The following is a 17,102-nucleotide window of genomic DNA, read 5'->3' as shown; positions in this document are numbered from 1 at the left end:
TCTTGCGAGTTATCCACAGAGGCGTCAAATCCGTTGTGTAAAACACGACTTGCCTGTGGATCAAACCTGCTTGCTCAATGAAGTGGCGTGATGCTCGTCTCGCTGTGCACCCTGGTGAGATGGATGAAAGACGCACCACAAAGGTGTCGAAGTACCTCTCGGCCCATCTCCGGCACCGGCCCGACCGGATCGGGATCGTGCTCGACGAGCACGGCTGGGTGGAGATCGACGCCCTGCTCCGGGCCGCCGCCGGGCACGGCTTCCCCTTCACCCGGGCCGAGCTCGACCATGTCGTCGCCGTCAACGACAAACAGCGTTTCGCGGTCGACGGCCCCCTGATCCGCGCCGTCCAGGGACACACGGTGGAGGTTGACCTGGGGCTTCCGGAGGCCGAGCCTCCGGCGTACCTCTACCACGGCACCGTCGCCCGCAGTCTCGACGCGATCCGGGCCGAGGGCCTGCGCGCCATGGCCCGCCACGACGTCCACCTCTCGCCCGACCGCGAGACCGCCACCCGCGTCGGCGCCCGGCGCGGCCGCCCGGTCGTCATCAGCGTCGACGCCGGGGCCATGCACCGCGCCGGCCATGTGTTCCGGGTGAGCGACAACGGCGTATGGCTCACCGCGTCCGTACCGCCGCGGTTCCTGCGCTTTCCCCGCTGAGGCCGGGGCCGGCCCCGGCCCCGGCCCCGCGTCAGCCGGCGCAGCCCGTGGCGTTCGGTCGCGGTGCGTTCGGTCGCGGACATCGGCAGCCGGCCGGTCGCCTTGCGCGGGAACTTCGTACGGCCCCAGCCCACCACCGTGACCGGCCGGTCGTACGGGCGTCCGTCCAGCAGCAGCCGCGCCACCACGTCCGCGGCCTCCCCGGTCGGCCACGGCTGGTGGCCGAGCCCCGCCGCGACGCCGAAACCGTGCACGCACACCTCGACGACCCGCGTGACGGGGAAGTCGGGCAACGGCATCGGGTCGCCGTGCCGGGTACGGACCTGCCGCTCCGGCGGCTCCTCGGCGCAGGCAGCGGTCACGGAGCGCCAGACGGCGTCGAAGTGCTCGGCGAGGGCCGGGCCGTCGGCGTGCACGGCGGCGGACTCCCGGGCCGCCTCGACCCGCGGGTCGTTGCTCCGCGGCGAGAAGCGCTCGTCCGGCGCGCAGTAACCGGCGGCCGTCACCAGAACACCCGACGGCTCGGGCTCGGCCAGCATGTCGCCGGTCCGGTCGACGACGGTCGTCAGGTGGGCGAACACCTCGCGCACGGTCCGGGGGCCGCACGGGCTCGGCCGGTCCCACTCCCCTTCCGGGATCCCGCAGACCTTCTCGTACAGGCGCTGCGATTCGGCCCTGGGGGCCGCCAGAACCGTTCCCCCGTCCCTACGGGCCGGCCCAGGCACGCCGCATGATCTCCGGCATGGAGCACCGGCACTTTCCCGCCGGGGTGGCGTCTCAGCCGGCGTCCCGGCCGGGGCCCCGGCCGGGACGGTCAGGAGCTGAGCTGGGAAAGTGCCTCCGTCGCGATCCGCTCGAAGACCTTCTCGTCGGCCGCGAAGTCCGAGTCGGGGATCGGGGCGTGGAGCACGATCTCGGTGAAGCCGAGTGCGAAGTACCTGCCCGCGAAGTCGACGAAGGCGTCGAGGGACTCCAGCGGACCGTTCCTCTCCGGGGTGAAGCCGGTGAGCAGGATCTTGTCGAGCTCGGCGGCGTCCCGGCCGGTCTCGGCGCAGGCGGTGCCCAGCTTGGCGATCTGGCCGCGGACGGCCTCCTCCGACTGGGCGGGCGTACCGGACTCGAAGAGCTTCGGGTCGCCCGTGGTCACCCAGGCCTGGCCGTACCGGGCGGCGAGCTTCAGCCCGCGCGGGCCGGTCGCGGCGACGGCGAAGGGGATCCTGGGGCCCTGAACGCATCCGGGGATGTTGCGGGCCTCGACGGCGGAGTAGTGCATGCCCGCCCGGGTGACGGCGGGCTCGGTGAGCAGCCGGTCCAGGAGCGGCACGAACTCGCCGAAGCGGTCGGCGCGCTCGCGCGGGGTCCACGGCTCCTGGCCGAGCGCGGTGGCGTCGAATCCGCTGCCGCCGGCGCCTATGCCGAGCGTGACGCGTCCGCCGGACACGTCGTCCAGCGTGATCAGGTCCTTGGCGAGCGTCACGGGGTGGCGGAAGTTCGGCGAGGTCACGAGCGTACCCAATCGCATGCGCTGTGTGACCGTCGCTGCGGAGGTGAGCGTGGGGATGGCACCGAACCACGGTCCGTCACGGAAGGTCCGCCAGGAGAGGTGGTCGTACGTGTACGCGGCATGGAACCCGAGGTCTTCGGCCCGCCGCCAGATCTTCTGTCCTTCGACCCACCGGTGGACGGGGAGGATTACCGTGCTCAGACGCATGCCCCGACGATACGCGCGCTTCCCGCTGCCACGGATGTGCCGACGGAGCAGATTCGGGAATCCGCGCCGGCGTCGCGATGCAGGCCGCTACCGTTGCGTCATGCGCACGTTGGGCAGGGCCGAGCTTGAGGCCATGGTCGAAGAGGCGACGGTGGACGCCTACGGCGAGGACGAGCAGCGGACTGGTCTGTTCACCATGATCGGGGAGTACCTCGACCTGCCCTTCACCACCGCGGTTCTTGGCATCGAGGTAACCGTTCGCGGTGTCGACCTCACGCCGGATGGCAGGATTGTCGCCCTGTGCTCCCGCGGCGGCCTCCGGCAGTCGATCGGAATCCTGGAGCTGCCGTTGCCGAGTCCGCCGCCCGGGGGCGCGGAGTGGATCGAGGCGTACCGTCATTGGGCCGCTTGAGGCTGGCGCCGGGAACTGGCCGACAGGGAAGGGCTGAACGTGGCTGAGGCCGCACAAGGCGCTCATCAGGATGCCGGCGAACTGTCGCTCGACGATCTCATCGAGCGCAGCGCCGAGTTGAAGGGCGAACTGGTCGCCTTCGCTCAGAGCGCTCGCTTCGACCGGTGGTTGACGCCTCTCCTGCTGGAGGCCTCTGGGCCTGCGCGACGACTGGACGAGGGTGAGGCGATCCGGATCACCGACCACTTCACCCTGGGGTACCGGTTGCCGGACGGTTCGACCGTGGTGGACCGCTTCATCGCCGGCCGGAAGGACTTGACCGCGGCCGACCGGGAGATGCTGCTCGGCTGGCGTGACCCGGTCGGGGGCGTCTTCGAGATCCGGCGTAAGGACGGCGATGCTGTCATCCTGCTGAACCTTGTCGACGACCTGGAGTACCGCACGTACTCGAACGTCGGGCGGGCGGCGTTCCGCGGAGTGTCCAAGGGGGGATTCCTCCATACCTGCCTGGTACCCGTCCACTCGGTCGGCGGGGCGTGGTTGGTGTCCGGGGCGATGACGAGCTACCCCAGGTCCAGCGCCGCCGAGATCGCCCAAGCAGCTCTGCAACTGGCCACGCACGACCCCGGGCTGGTCTTCCGCAACCCAGAGAAGATCGAGCAGGGATGGCGGCGGATGCGGGAGGACCGGGCTGCGTTCATCGAGTTTTGCGGTGGCGACGAACTGGTCCTTCCGCCTGCCGAAGCCGAGGACCTCCTCAACGCCTACTACCGCCACCGCCAACAGGCCGCCGTCGCCGCACAGCCCAGCCGTGCCCGACGCAAGCAGCTCCCCGGCCTGGACCTGCCCCTCTTCGAGCTGCCGTCAGAACTGGCGGACTCGGACACCGTCGGCGTCATCTACGACCGGGTCGACGGGCTCAACTTCTACGCCGAATACGGGATGCTGCGGGACCTCTTCGCGGAGCCCGCCCTCGCGGGCCGCAGACAGCACCAGGACCTGCTGCGCACGTACCTGCGCGAGGAGTCGATCACACCACTGCCGATCCGCCGGCTGGTCTCCGCCCACCCTGAGACAGCGGACGTCGTGTTCCGGAAGTTGCTGCGGAGGCCCGGATTCTCTTGGAGCGAGCACGGCGAGACGCTGCTGCGCCGGCGCAAGCCCTGGTACTACGAGAGCGACCCGCGCCCCGGGGTGTCCGTGATCGGCGACCGTCTGCGCGAGCTGCTCGGTGCGGGACGGAGCTGAGCTCGTACGGGGAGACGCCCAACAGATGATGCGCATACCGCAGTATGCTGGCTTCATGGCTGGTACGACCCGCATCACGGTCACTCTTCCCACCGAGCAGGTGGCGGAGCTGAAGAGGCTCACGGACAACGTCTCCGGCTATGTCGCGGAGGCGGTCGCCCGCCAGATCAGACACCAGCTGCTCGGCGAGGAGCTGCGCCGCTACGAGGAGGAGCACGGCGCGTTCACCGACGAGGAGCTGGCCGCGGCCCGGGCCAGAATCTTCGGCGCGGCCGAACACGAGGAGTCGGCGAGCGCCGCGTGAACCACCGCGTCGAGACCGTCGTACTGGACTCCCAGGGACTGTCCGCCTGGATCTCACAGGACCGGGCCGTGCTCGCGATGATGCGATCCTTCCACTCGATGGCTGCCGATCTCGTGGTCTGTGCCAACACCATCGTGGAAGTCATGCACGCCCGGGTGAACACCACCCGACTGGACTGGGTGCTCTCCCAGGTCAAGGTGGGAGCGGTGACCGAGCAGGCGGCCAGAGCCGCCGCCGGCCTGCTGGAAGAGGCCGGCCTGCACGGCCACAAGTACGCGATCGATGCCACCGTCGCCGAGCTCGCGCTCCGCCAGCCAGACCCGGTGGCCATGCTCACGTCGGACATCGACGACATGGCCAAGCTGTGCGGTAGTCGCGTCCGGCTCATCGCGCTCTGATCCGCTTCAGTCGGGGCCAGGGTGCCCCTGGCGCACGTCCTCCCAGGTCAGGACGGTAGGTGAACAGGGCTCGACTGAAATCGCGAGAGCGGTCGCCGGGGCGGTGTCCGCCCCGACTCGGGAGGACGGGGGAGTTCCCCGACCGCGTCCAGCGGGCCTGGCTGCGTTCGCATTGGCCGTGACCGGCCTGCGCGGGCCGAAGCCGTCTGCCACCACGATCTCCGTTGCGCCAAGATCTTGGCCCACTGACCAATCCTTCCCCCGCGCAACACGACCCGTCTCTCCCCGTATCGCGTTCCTCAGGGGCAGCGCGTGACTGGGCACCCGCAAGCTTGACAACCCGAGGTGTGTGCAGGGCCAGGCAGCGCGGAAGTCACCCCCGCGTTCTGTTGAGCGACGACAACCTGGAGTTCGGTGATGAGGTCGGTCGTGCCTATGACCTGATCCTCGGCACGTTCGCTGACAGCGCAGGGAAACGAGGCGGGGAGTTCTTCACCCCCCGCTCTGCGGTCCGCCGCTCGGCCCGCTGCCAGGCGTCACGCCCGCCCTCCGACCAACGGCGGATGGGAAGGATCACGGTACTCAGACCCATCCCCGGCCCTACGCCGCCCGCCCCGGCCGTCGGCGGGGCCGTTCCGGAGACCGGGGCGAGGGGCGCGGGGCGAGGTGGGCGCGCAGGCCCAGGGCGCGGAATCGACGGCAGTCGTAGAGGCGGGTGCCGACAACGCCGAAGGCGTTTGCGTCCGGCCGGTCCCGGCCGCACCACGACGGGCCGACGGCTGGCCGGCTCCGGACAGCGACGGACGACGGCGGACCGGTGACGGAAGGTGACGAGCCGGTTCTGTGGGGAGGCTCTCACATGTGCGCCCCTTCGCACGCCCGTGCACCTCATGCGGGAAGATGGATCCGTGACCTCAGCTACCGACCCCCAGCAGGCCCGGCCGGCACCGGCCGGCACCACCACCCCCCGGCTGATCGCGACCGACCTCGACGGCACTCTGCTGCACGACGACAAGTCCGTGTCGGACCGTACGGTCGCCGCACTCGCCGCCGCCGAGCGGGCCGGCATCGAGGTCTTCTTCGTCACCGGCCGCCCGGCCCGCTGGATGGACGTGGTCAGCGACCACGTCCACGGCCACGGCCTGGCGATCTGCGCCAACGGCGCCGCCGTCGTCGACCTGCACGCCGGCGGCAGGCTGATCCAGGTCCGTCCGCTGGCCCGCGAGGACGCCCTCGCCGTCGTGCTCGCGCTGCGGGCCGCCGCCCCCGGCACCTCCTTCGCGGTCGAGCTCTCCACCGGCATCCACTACGAACCCGAGTACCCGCCGTTCCACCTCGACCCGGGCGCGACCGTGGCCGTCGCCGAGAAGCTCCTCCACGAGACGACTCCCGGCTCCGGGGCCCCGGTGATCAAACTGCTCGCCCACCACGCCGAGCTGTCCCCCGACGACTTCCTCACCCTGGCCCGCGCCACGGCGGACGAGCGCGCGTCCGTCACCCGCTCCAGCCCGACCGCCCTCCTGGAGATCAGCGGTTACGGCGTCTCCAAGGCCAGCACCCTGGCCCAGTGCTGCGCCGAGCGCGGCATCTCGCCCGCGGAGGTCGTGGCCTTCGGCGACATGCCGAACGACGTGGAGATGCTGTCCTGGGCGGGCACGTCGTACGCGATGGGCAACGCGCATCCGGCCGTGGTGGCCGCGGCGTCCGGCCGTACCGTCGCGAACAACGACGACGGCGTCGCGGTGGTCATCGAGCGGATCCTGGCCGGCCTGTAGCCGCGCGAGGGGCGGGCCCCGGACCAGCCGTCCCGGCCCGCCCCTCAGAAACCCGCCCCGCGCTCACGCATCCACGGCTCCGGAGCGATCGCCGACCCCACGTGGGGAGTGAGCCGCACCTCGAAGTGCAGGTGCGGTCCCGAGGAGTTGCCGGTGGTGCCGGCCTGCCCGATCCGCTGTCCGGTACGCACCCGCTCCCCCTGGTCGACCATGACCCCGGCCAGGTGCGCGTACTGCGTGTAGTAGCCGTCCGGGTGGCCGACCACCACCTCGATCCCGAAAGCGCCGCCGCAGGAGACCGAGACGACGCGGCCCGCGCCGACGGCCCGCACCGGTGTGCCGATGTCCACGGCGAAGTCCTGCCCGGTGTGCCGGCTCCTCCAGCGCGCCCCCGTACCGCCGAACCCGGCGGACAGCTCGTACTCCTCCACGGGAGTCACCCACGCGCGCGTGGCGGGCGGTTCCCGCTCCTCCAGCCGTACGGCGCCGGCGCAGCGCCCCGCCGCGACACTGCGGTCCGCCTCGCCCTGGAGCTGCCACCGGGCGTCCTCCAGCTTCGCCGCGATGCCCCGCTTGATCGACGCGAGCCGCAGCGTACGGACGTCGAGGTCGCGCCAGGCAACGGTCGCCCGCCGCTCGTCCTCGACGAGCCTGCGCTCGGCCCGCTCGGCCCGGTGCAGCGTCCGGGCCACGGCCAGCCCGGCCTGCCGGACGAGCCGGTGGCCGTCCACCCGTTCCCGCGGGTCGTCGGCGAGCAGCAGCTTCGCCGCGTACACGACGCCTCCGCCGCCGGCCCGGTACTGGGCACGCGCGATCCGGCCCACGTCCCCGCGCAGCCCCTCCATCTCGCGCCGCTCCCTCGCGATCAGCCGCTCCAGGCGCAGTGCCTTCGTCCGCTGGTCCCGCGCCGCGCGCCTGCCCCGCTCGTAGGTCTCGGCGGCCCGGGCGGCCTCCTCGTACAGCCGCGCCACCTCGGCTCCGACGGCGGGCCCGTCGGAGGGGGAGGCGTCGCCGGCGGGTGCGACCGCTGCGGAAGCGGAGGAAAGAGAGACAGCGCCAGGGGCGGAAGCAGGGGTGGCGACAGCGGCGGGCGCGGGAAGCCAAAGAAGCACGCACAGCACCGGCACGAGCAGCCGCTGGCAGGGTCCGAGGTGCATCCACGGATCGTGTCCCGGCCGTCTCGCGATTGCGTGCACCCGGGCCACGCCACCGGGTGTCGTCCCGCCATACGGCGTATCCGGGCCGCTGCGACGGCGCTACAGCGGCGCCTCCCACACCACCGTCGTGCCCCCGCCGTCCTCCCCGAGCCCCGGACCGCACCGGCTCGTCCCGCCCAGTGACTCGGCGCGCCGTTCGAGGTTGCGCAGTCCGCTGCGCCGGCCGCCTTCCGGAATGCCGGCACCGTCGTCCGCGACCGAGAGCCGCACCCCGCGGCTGCCGTCCGCCATCTCGGCGGTGGCGTCGACGACGACTTCGATGCGGGAAGCCCGCGCGTGCCGGAAGGCGTTGGACAGCGCCTCGCGCAGCGCCGCGACGAGGTTCTTGCCGGTGAGTTCGCCGACCAGCACGTCGACCGGACCGACGAAGTGGTGGGCGGGCCGGAAGCCCAGTGGCACGGCCGCGGTGTTGATCTCCCGCAGTACGCGTGTGCGCAGCCCCACGGGCGCCTCGGCCGGGCCCTGCTGAAGCGCGAAGATGGCCGTACGGATCTCCTGGATCGTCACGTCCAGCTCGTCCACCGCCTTGCCCACCCCGGCCCGCACCTCGGGCACGACGGACCTGCGCTGGGCGCTCTCCAGCATCAGCCCCGTGGCGAACAGCCGCTGGATGACCAGGTCGTGCAGGTCGCGGGCGATCCGGTCGCGGTCCTCGTACACCGCGAGCCGCTCCCGGTCCCGCTGCGTCTCCGCCATCATCAGCGCGAGCGCGGCCTGCGAGGCGAACTGCGTGGCCAGCGTCCGCTCCGACTCCGTGAACGGCTTCCCGCCCCGCTCGCGCGGGGTGGCGAGGGCACCCAGCACCCGGCTGCCACTGCGCAGCGGCAGCAGCATGCACGGCCCGTACCGCCGCGCCATCCTCGTGATCATGAGGGGGTCGCCGGCCGGGTCGCCGATGAACACGGCCTCGCCGTCGAGGAGCCGCGCGACGACCGGGCTCTCCGGCGGAAGGACCACGCCGAGCGACTCGGACGGGTCGTCGGCCGAGACCGCGACGATCTCCAGGCCGCCCTCCTCGGCGGGCAGCAGCACCATCGCGGCGGCCGAGTCGGCGAGGTGGCGGGCCTGTTCCGCGACGACGGTGAGCGCGTCGTCGGCGTCGCCGCCCGACAGGAGCGCGGTGGTGACGGCGACGGACCCGTCGATCCAGCGTTCGCGCTGCCGGGCCGCCTCGTACAGCCGGGCGTTGCCGATGGCGATGCCGGCCTCCGTGGCGAGCACCCGGACCATGTGCAGGTCGTAGTCGCTGAACTCGGCTCCGCCGTTCTTCTCGGCGAGGTAGAGGTTGCCGAAGATCTCGCCCTGTACGCGGATGGGGACGCCCAGGAAGGTCCGCATCACCGGGTGGTGCGCCGGAAACCCGGCGAAGCGCGGGTCGGTCGTCAGGTCGCCGAGCAGCACCGGTTCGGGGTGCCGGACCAGGGCGCCCAGCAGCCCCTGGTGGCCGTCCGGCAGCCGCCCGATCCGCTGGGCCTGCGCCTGGGTCACGCCGTACGTCACGAAGTCGGACAGCCCGTCGCGCTCCTGGTCGACGACGCCGATCGCCGCGTACCGGGCGTCGGCGAGTTCCGCGGCGGTCTCGCAGATCCGGTCGAGGGTGGAGTGCAGTTCGAGCCCCGTGCCGACGGACCGCATGGCCTCCAGCAGCCGGGGCACGCGCGCGGTGAGTTCGGTGGAGAGGCCCTGCAGGCTGCGGGCCGCCTGCGCGGCGGCTTCGCGGTGGTCTTCCGGTTCCGGCACGTCGTGCACTGGCATGCCCCCGAGCCTAGTAAGTGCTGTTTCGGGAGAAAAGCCGGGTGTGCAGCGATTCGGCCGGTCAGACCGGTTCGGCCTCCCGTTCGCGCTCCAGCATCCGCCGCAGCGGCCCCTCGGCCTCCACCAGCGCCGCGTACACGCCACGCTGGACGACGCGCCCGTCGTCCAGCACGATCACCTCGTCCACGGCCTCCAGCCCCCGGAGCCGGTGCGTGATGATCAGCGTCGTACGCCCCTCGGTGGCCCGGAGCAGGTCGGCCGTCAGCGCGTCCGCCGTCGCCAGGTCGAGGTGCTCGGCGGGCTCGTCGAGTACGAGTACGGGGAAGTCGGCGAGGAGGGCGCGGGCCAGGGCGAGGCGCTGGCGCTGGCCGCCGGAGAGACGGGCGCCGTGTTCGCCGGCCATCGTGTCGAGGCCGTCGGGCAGGCCGTCCACCCAGGTCAGCAGCCGAGCGGCCGCGAGGGCGTCCCTCAGCTGCTCCTCGGTCGCGTCGGTCCGGGCCAGCCTGAGGTTCTCGCGCACCGAGCTGTCGAAGATGTGCGCGTCCTGCGCGCACAGGCCGACGAGCCTTCGCACGTCGTCGCCGTCCAGCCCGGCGGCGTCCGCCCCGCCGAGCGTGTACGTCCCCGCCCGCGCGTCCAGGAAGCGCAGCAGGACCTGTGCGAGCGTCGTCTTCCCCGCGCCGGAAGGACCGACCACGGCGACGCGCCTGCCCGCTTCCAGCGTGAGGTCGAGGCCGGACAGCGCGTCCTGCTCCTGCCCGGCGTACCGGGCGCTCAGCCCGCGTACCTCCAGCGGGAACGGCGACGCGGGCCGGGCGGCGGCGGTCCGCGGCTCCTGCACCGGCACCGGCGCGTCCAGCACCTCGTACACGCGCTCCGCGCTGTGCTTGACGCGCCGGCGGTACTGCACGGCGAGCGGAAGCCCGGTGACGGCCTCGAAGGCGGCCAGCGGGGTCAGGACGACCACCGCCAGCGTCACTCCCGACAGCCGCCCGTCCTGCACCGCCTGCACCCCGGCGAGCGCGGCGAACACGACGGTCAGCCCGCAGGCCAGTGAGGAGAGCCCGCCGCCGAGGGCGGTGGCGGTCGCACTTCGCGAGGCGATCCGCGTCAGTACCCCGTCCGCTTCCCGGACTCCCTGGATGCGCCGCTTCAGCGCGCCCGCGACGGTCAGTTCGGCCGCTGCGCCGAGCAGGTCGGCGACGCGCGTCGCCAGCGTCCCGCGCGCGGGCGCCAGCTGCCGTTCGGCCCGCCGGGCACACGCCCCGCTCAGCCACGGCACGCCCACCCCGGCGACGAGCAGCCCGGCGGCCAGCACCGCCCCGGCCTCGGGCAGCAGCCACGCGGTGAACCCGACGGACCCGGCGCTCACGACGACCGCCGTCCCGGCGGGCAGCAGCCACCGCAGCCAGTAGTCCTGGAGCGCGTCCACATCCGCGACCAGCCGGGACAGCAGATCACCGCGCCGGGTCTCGCGCAGACCGGCGGGCGCGATCCGCTCCAGCCGCCGGTACACGGCGACGCGCATCTCGGCGAGCATCCGCAGCACGGCGTCGTGCGACACGAGCCGCTCGGCGTAACGGAAGACGGCCCGCCCGATGCCGAAGGCCCGGGTCGCGGTGACCGCCATCATCAGGTAGAGCACCGGGGGCTGTTCGGAAGCACGCGAGATCAGCCACCCGGACACGGCCATGAGCCCGACGGCCGATCCGAGCGCGAGGCTCCCGAGCCCCAGGGCGAGCCCCAGTCGCCCCCTCAGCTCCCCGGCGGTTTTCCGGACCCGCCCCAGCACCCCACGCCCACCGGAACCGGCCGTGCCCTCTGCCACCACGGGGCCGCCGCCCGCACCCACCGGCTCCAACGCCACGGAGGCCACGGTCGTCACCGGGGCGCCGGCGGTCCCTCCCCCGACGGGCGGGAGGGCCTGAGACCCTTCCACCCCGAGGGGACGCGCGTTCCGCGCACCCGCACCCGCCCCGTACGGAGGGGTCAGTTCCACCACCCGGTCCGCCACAGCCAGCAGCGCCGGCCGGTGCACGACCAGCACCACGGTCCGCCCCGCCGCCAGCCTCCGTACCGCGTCGACGATCCCCGCTTCCGTCTCGCCGTCCAGATTCGCCGTCGGCTCGTCGAGCAGCAGCAGCGGCCGGTCCGCGAGGAACGCCCGGGCGAGGGCGAGCCGTTGCCGCTGCCCGGCCGAGAGCCCGGCACCGTCCTCCCCGAGCCGCGTCTCGGCGCCGTGGGGGAGCCCGGCCACGAAGTCGTACGCCCCCGCGTCCCGCAACGCCGTCGCCACCGCCGCGTCGTCCGCGTCCGGCCGCGCCAGCCGTACGTTCTCGGCGACCGTTCCCGCGAAGAGGTGCGGCCGCTGCGGCACCCACGCGATCCGCTCGCGCCACCGCTCCATCGACACGTCCGCAAGGTCCATCGCCTGAGGCCCGTCCCCGACCAGCACGCGTCCCTCGTCCACCGGGGCGAACCCCAGCAGCACATTCAGCAGCGTGCTCTTGCCGACCCCGCTCGGCCCGACAATGGCGACCGTCTCGCCCTCCCCCACGACCAGCGACGCCGAGTCCAGCGACGCCTCGGTCCGCCCCGCGTGCCGGACCGTCACCCCTTCGACCCGCAGCGGCCCCGCCGGAGCGTCCGCGTCACCCGCCGGCCCTCGCGGCTGCGTCTCCAGAACCCCGAAGATCTCCTCCGCGGCGGACAGCCCCTCCGCCGCCGCGTGGTACTGCGCCCCCACCTGCCGCAGCGGCAGGTACGCCTCGGGCGCCAGCACCAGGATCACCAGACCCGTGTACAGATCGAGGTCCCCGTGCACGAGCCGCATGCCGATGCCGACCGCGACCAGCGCCACCGACAGCGTCGCCAGCAGCTCCAGCGCGAACGACGACAGGAACGCGATGCGCAGCGTCCGCATCGTGGCCTGCCGGTACTCGTCCGTGATCGAGCGGATCGACTCGGCCTGCGCCTTCGCCCGCCCGAAGACCTTGAGCGTCGGAAGCCCGGCGACGACGTCCAGGAAGTGCCCGGACAGCCGTGAGAGCAGCCGCCACTGACGGTCCATCCGCGCCTGGGTGGCCCACCCGATGAGGATCATGAAGAGCGGAATGAGCGGCAGGGTCACCACGATCACCGCCGCCGAGATCCAGTCCTCGGTGACGATCCGCGCGAGCACCGCCACGGGTACGACGACCGCGAGCCCGAGCTGCGGCAGGTACCGCGAGAAGTAGTCGTCCAGCGCGTCGACGCCCCGCGTCGCCAGCGCCACCAGCGCCCCCGCCCTCCCCGAAGCTCTCGAATCCGCTCGGTCGGAGGAGCCCCCGCCTCCCGTCAGCCACCCGGGCCCCAGCTCGGCGGCCCGCTCCAGCAGCCGCCCCCGCAGCTCGGACTTGACCGCCGCGCTCGCCCGGTACGCGGCGAGTTCCGTCAGCCAGGCCACCAGGGCCCGTCCCACCGCGACCGCCGCCAGAAGCATCAGGGGGGTACGCAGCTCCGAGCCGTCGAGTCCCCGCTGGAACGCGCCCACCACCACCTCGGCGATGAGCATCGCCTGGGCGATGACCAGGCCCGCCCCGGCAAGGCCGAGGACCACCACGGCCCCCAGGAAGAAGCGGGTGGCACGGGCGTACCGCAGCAGACGCGGGTCGATCGGTTTCACGTGAAACATCTCCCACTAATGCGCATCGGCGAGGTGCTGCGTGCCGATCCGCTTACGGAACACCCAGTACGTCCAGCCCTGGTAGAGCAGCACCACCGGCATGGCGATCCCGGCGCACCAGGTCATGATCTTCAAGGTGTACGGGGTGGAGGAGGCGTTGGCGACCGTGAGGCTCCACGCGTCGTTCAGCGAGGACGGCATGACGTTCGGGAACAGCGTCAGGAAGAGCATCGCAACCGCGGCCACGACGGTCACCCCCGACAGCCCGAACGCCCAGCCCTCGCGTCCCGCCGCCGTGAACCCGACCGCCGCGACCAGGGCCAGCACCGCCACGGCCATCGCGACGAGGCTCGCCGCGTCGCCGTTGTCCGCCTGCGTCCAGCCCAGGAAGGCAAGCGCCAGCACCCCGGTGACGGCGCCGAGCCCGAGCGCGAGCCTGCGCGCCCGCTCCCGGATGTCACCCAGCGTCTTGAGCCCCGCGAAGACCGCGCCGTGGAAGGTGAAGAGGCTCAGCGTGACGAGCCCGCCCAGCAGCGCGTACGGGTTGAGCAGGTCCCCGAGGGTGCCGACGTACTCCATCTCGGCGTCGATCTTCATGCCGTGCACGATGTTGCCGAAGGCCACACCCCACAGGAACGCGGGCAGCAGCGAGGTCCAGAAGATCGCGTGCTCCCAGTTGGCCTGCCAGCGCTCCTCGCTGCGCTTGACCCGGTACTCGAACGCGACTCCGCGCACGATCAGGCAGAGCAGGATCAGCAGCAGCGGCAGGTAGAACCCGGAGAAGAGCGTGGCGTACCACTCGGGGAAGGCGGCGAAGGTCGCGCCGCCCGCGCTCAGCAGCCACACCTCGTTGCCGTCCCAGACGGGGCCGATCGTGTTGATCAGCACCCGCTTCTCGGGCCGGTCGCGGGCCAGCAGCTTGGTGAGGATTCCGATCCCGAAGTCGAAGCCCTCCAGGAAGAAGTAGCCGATCCACAGGACGGCGATCAGGACGAACCAGACGTCGTGCAGTTCCATGACGGTGCAGCTCCCTCGGCCTAGTACGAGAAGGCCATCGGCTTGTCGGCGTCACGCACGTCGCCGCCGATCTTCGTGGGCGGGTTCAGGTCGGCCGTGCTGAGCTCGGGCGGACCGGCCTTGACGTACTTGACGAGCAGCCTGACCTCGATGACGGCCAGGACGGCGTACAGCAGGGTGAAGGCGGCCATCGAGGTGATGATCTCGGCCTGGGACACGCCGGGGGAGACCGCGTCGCGGGTCTGCATCACGCCGTAGACGACCCAGGGCTGCCGTCCCATCTCGGTGAAGATCCAGCCCCACGAGTTGGCGATCAGCGGGAACGCCATCGTCCACAGGGCCAGGAGCCAGTACAGCCGGGTGAGCCTCGGCCGGAGCGGCTTCCTCAGCAGCACCAGATGCGGCACCTCGTCCTCCCCGGTCCGCAGGGCGGCCGGCAGCAGGAACTTCTTCCGCGTGAGCCACAGCCCCAGCAGTCCCAGGGAGAAGGACGCCATGCCGAAGCCGATCATCCAGCGGAAGCCCCAGTAGGCGACGGGGACGATGGGCTTGTAGTCGCCGGGACCGAACTTCTCCCGCAGGGCCTCATTGGTGTCGTTGATGCCGGGCACGTAGGACTCGAAGTCGCTGTGGGCGAGGAAGGACAGCAGGCCGGGTATCTCCAGGGCGACCTCGTTGTGCCCCTTGTCGACGTCCCCGTACGCGAAGACGGAGAAGGGCGCCGGGCTCTCGCCGTCCCACAGCGCCTCGGCGGCGGCCATCTTCATCGGCTGCTGCTCGTACATGACCTTGCCGAGGGTGTCACCGCTGACCGCGGTGAGCAGACCGCCGACCGCCAGGGTGACCAGGCCGAGCCGCAGCGACATCCGCATCACCGGGACGTGCTTCTTGCGCATCAGGTGGAAGGCGGCGATGCCCACCATGAAGGCGCCACCCGTCAGGAAGGCCGCCGAGAAGCTGTGGAAGACCTGGTTGAGGGTGGTGTTCTGGGTCAGGACCAGCCAGAAGTCGGTGAGTTCGGCACGGCCCCTCTCCTCGTTGAACCGGTAGCCGACGGGGTGCTGCATCCAGGAGTTGGCCGCCAGGATGAAGTACGCCGACAGCAGGGTGCCGATCGAGACCATCCACATGCAGGCCGCGTGGAGCTTCTTGGGCAGCTTGTCCCAGCCGAAGATCCACAGTCCGATGAAGGTGGACTCGAAGAAGAAGGCGATCAGCGCCTCGAAGGCCAGCGGCGCCCCGAAGACGTCACCGACGAAGCGCGAGTAGTCGGACCAGTTCATGCCGAACTGGAACTCCTGGACGATGCCGGTGACGACACCCATCGCGATGTTGATCAGGAAGAGCTTGCCCCAGAACTTCGTGGCCCTGAGGTACTTCTCCTTCTGCGTACGCACCCAGGCCGTCTCCAGCCCCGCGGTGAGCGCGGCCAGCGAGATCGTCAGGGGGACAAAAAGGAAGTGGTAGACGGTGGTGATGCCGAACTGCCATCGCGCGAGAGTCTCCGGCGCCAGAGCTAGGTCCACGTCGCCTTCTCCTTCGTATCGCCTCGGTGCTTGTGGAGCTTGTGAACGCGTTCACATTCACAAGCACCAGTATGGCGCACGCGTGTTTCCCGGCATCCAGCCGGGGGGTACAACTGTGCCCCCGAACACCTCCGAAAAGGTGCACGAGGGCACAGGAAAGCAAGGGAGAAGTGGCGAAACGCCCACCACAACCAAGGCTGAGCACCCAGGCGGGGCAGATCGTGTGATTTACAGCTCCTTGAGGAACGCCTCCGCGGTGTGCAGCAGGATGTCGTTGGCCTCCGCCTCACCGATCGTGATCCGCAGCCCCTCGCCCGCGAAGGGCCTGACGACGACGCCGGCCTTCTCGCAGGCCGCCGCGAAGCCGGCCGTACGCTCCCCCAGCCGCAGCCAGACGAAGTTCGCCTGCGTGTCCGGCACGGTCCAGCCCTGCTTGACCAGCGTCTCGTACACCCGCTTGCGCTCGCAGACCAGCGAGCCGACCCGCCCGAGCAGCTCGTCCTCGGCCCGCAGCGAGGCGACCGCCGCGTCCTGCGCCAGCTGGCTCACGCCGAAGGGCACCGCCGTCTTGCGCAGCGCGGCCGCCACCGGCTCGTGCGCGACGGCGAAGCCGACCCGCAGCCCGGCCAGGCCGTACGCCTTGGAGAAGGTGCGCAGCACCGCCACATTGGGGCGGCTGCGGTAGAGCTCGATGCCGTCGGGCACGTCGTCCTCTTCGCCCGGGACGGACCGGACGAACTCCCGGTACGCCTCGTCCAGCACCACCAGCACGTCCGAGGGCACCCGGTCCAGGAACCGCTCCAGTCCGGCCCTGCGCACCGCCGTGCCGGTCGGGTTGTTCGGGTTGCAGACGAAGATCAGCCGGGTCCGCTCGGTGATCGCGTCGGCCATGGCGTCCAGGTCGTGCACGTCCCCCTCGGTCAGCGGCACCTCCACCGCTGTGGCACCGCTGATCCGCGTGATGATCGGGTACGCCTCGAAAGACCGCCAGGCGTAGATCACTTCGTCACCGGGGCCCGAGGTCGCCTGGAGCAGCGACTGCGCGATCCCGACGGACCCGGTGCCGGTCGCCAGGTGCGACACGGGCACCCCGAACCGGTCGGCGAGCTCGTTCATCAGGCCGGTGCAGGCCATGTCCGGGTAGCGGTTCAGGCTCCCGGCCGCGGCGATCACTTCCTCCAGCACACCGGGCAGCGGCGGGTACGGGTTCTCGTTGGAGGACAGCTTGTACGCCACCGGTCCCCCGGCGGCGGCAGGCTTCCCCGGCTTGTAAGTGGGGATGCCGTCCAGCACCGCGCGCAGCTTGGGGCTCGTCTCACTCACTCTGGGTCCTCCTCGACCGTACGTACCACCAATACTGCACACCTTATGAGGATTGCGGCCCCGTGCGAATGGCAGGCGCACAGGACAGGG

The 17,102-nt window shown here is 71.6% G+C and carries 13 protein-coding genes and 2 pseudogenes; 7 read left to right on the top strand and 8 right to left on the bottom strand.

Annotated elements, in window-relative coordinates:
- The first annotated feature begins 119 nt into the window (after positions 1–119).
- Positions 120–662 carry an RNA 2'-phosphotransferase gene (locus tag BN1555_RS16460; protein WP_093800101.1) on the top strand — a complete coding sequence of 181 codons (543 nt, stop codon included), beginning with the start codon at positions 120–122 and terminating at the stop codon, positions 660–662.
- 176 nt (positions 663–838) lie between these two features.
- Here the strand turns inward: BN1555_RS16460 and BN1555_RS40380 are convergent.
- Both BN1555_RS40380 and BN1555_RS16450 read right to left on the bottom strand, forming a co-directional pair.
- A pseudogene (locus BN1555_RS40380) lies at positions 839–1,387 on the bottom strand (maleylpyruvate isomerase N-terminal domain-containing protein); the annotation flags it as partial.
- A gap of 89 nt (positions 1,388–1,476) precedes the next feature.
- Entirely contained in the window at positions 1,477–2,373 is an 897-nt protein-coding gene (locus tag BN1555_RS16450) for an LLM class flavin-dependent oxidoreductase (RefSeq protein ID WP_093800100.1), read from the bottom strand.
- Positions 2,374–2,473: 100 nt separating this feature from the next.
- Here BN1555_RS16450 and BN1555_RS16445 point away from each other — a divergent pair, with 100 nt between their 5' ends.
- From BN1555_RS16445 to BN1555_RS16425, 6 genes and pseudogenes are all read left to right on the top strand, one after another.
- The gene (locus BN1555_RS16445; protein ID WP_093800099.1) at positions 2,474–2,785 is read left to right on the top strand and encodes a hypothetical protein; all 312 of its coding nucleotides are present in this window, start codon (positions 2,474–2,476) and stop codon (positions 2,783–2,785) included.
- Positions 2,786–2,824: 39 nt separating this feature from the next.
- Positions 2,825–4,033, top strand: coding sequence for a selenoprotein S family protein (locus tag BN1555_RS16440; protein WP_255306053.1), 1,209 nt, complete (start codon positions 2,825–2,827; stop codon positions 4,031–4,033).
- A 55-nt stretch (positions 4,034–4,088) separates the two neighbouring features.
- Complete coding sequence (locus tag BN1555_RS16435) at positions 4,089–4,337, top strand: type II toxin-antitoxin system CcdA family antitoxin (RefSeq protein ID WP_093803435.1); 249 nt, start codon at positions 4,089–4,091, stop codon at positions 4,335–4,337.
- A complete protein-coding gene (locus tag BN1555_RS16430) occupies positions 4,334–4,735 on the top strand; it encodes a DNA-binding protein (RefSeq protein ID WP_093800097.1) in 402 nt (133 codons plus the stop codon). The genes BN1555_RS16435 and BN1555_RS16430 overlap by 4 nt, the downstream gene beginning before the upstream one ends.
- A gap of 347 nt (positions 4,736–5,082) precedes the next feature.
- A pseudogene (locus BN1555_RS41615) lies at positions 5,083–5,211 on the top strand (hypothetical protein); the annotation flags it as partial.
- Between the two features lie 414 nt (positions 5,212–5,625).
- Positions 5,626–6,510: an HAD family hydrolase gene (locus BN1555_RS16425; protein ID WP_093803433.1), complete on the top strand. Its 885-nt coding sequence runs from the start codon at positions 5,626–5,628 to the stop codon at positions 6,508–6,510.
- A gap of 44 nt (positions 6,511–6,554) precedes the next feature.
- Here BN1555_RS16425 and BN1555_RS16420 read toward each other — a convergent pair whose 3' ends face one another.
- The 6 genes from BN1555_RS16420 to hisC all read right to left on the bottom strand — a co-directional run bounded on the left by BN1555_RS16420 (position 6,555) and on the right by hisC (position 17,012).
- Positions 6,555–7,667, bottom strand: a complete 1,113-nt coding sequence (locus BN1555_RS16420; protein WP_093800096.1) for a M23 family metallopeptidase — start codon at positions 7,665–7,667, stop codon at positions 6,555–6,557.
- Positions 7,668–7,766: 99 nt separating this feature from the next.
- Entirely contained in the window at positions 7,767–9,482 is a 1,716-nt protein-coding gene (locus tag BN1555_RS16415; RefSeq protein WP_093800095.1) for a GAF domain-containing sensor histidine kinase, read from the bottom strand.
- Between the two features lie 61 nt (positions 9,483–9,543).
- Positions 9,544–13,146, bottom strand: a complete 3,603-nt coding sequence (gene cydD / locus BN1555_RS16410) for a thiol reductant ABC exporter subunit CydD (protein WP_093800094.1) — start codon at positions 13,144–13,146, stop codon at positions 9,544–9,546.
- 15 nt (positions 13,147–13,161) lie between these two features.
- The gene (gene cydB, locus BN1555_RS16405; protein WP_093800093.1) at positions 13,162–14,163 is read right to left on the bottom strand and encodes a cytochrome d ubiquinol oxidase subunit II; all 1,002 of its coding nucleotides are present in this window, start codon (positions 14,161–14,163) and stop codon (positions 13,162–13,164) included.
- 20 nt (positions 14,164–14,183) lie between these two features.
- Entirely contained in the window at positions 14,184–15,689 is a 1,506-nt protein-coding gene (locus tag BN1555_RS16400) for a cytochrome ubiquinol oxidase subunit I (protein WP_093800092.1), read from the bottom strand.
- A 228-nt stretch (positions 15,690–15,917) separates the two neighbouring features.
- Positions 15,918–17,012: a histidinol-phosphate transaminase gene (hisC, locus tag BN1555_RS16395; protein ID WP_093800091.1), complete on the bottom strand. Its 1,095-nt coding sequence runs from the start codon at positions 17,010–17,012 to the stop codon at positions 15,918–15,920.
- Between the last annotated feature and the right edge of the window lie 90 nt (positions 17,013–17,102).

Source organism: Streptomyces sp. Wb2n-11 (assembly GCF_001049855.1).
In the GTDB taxonomy this organism is placed as follows: Bacteria; Actinomycetota; Actinomycetes; order Streptomycetales; family Streptomycetaceae; genus Streptomyces; species Streptomyces altiplanensis.
Note: the sequence above shows the minus strand (reverse complement) of the source record. Positions and strands in the feature narration are given on the sequence as shown.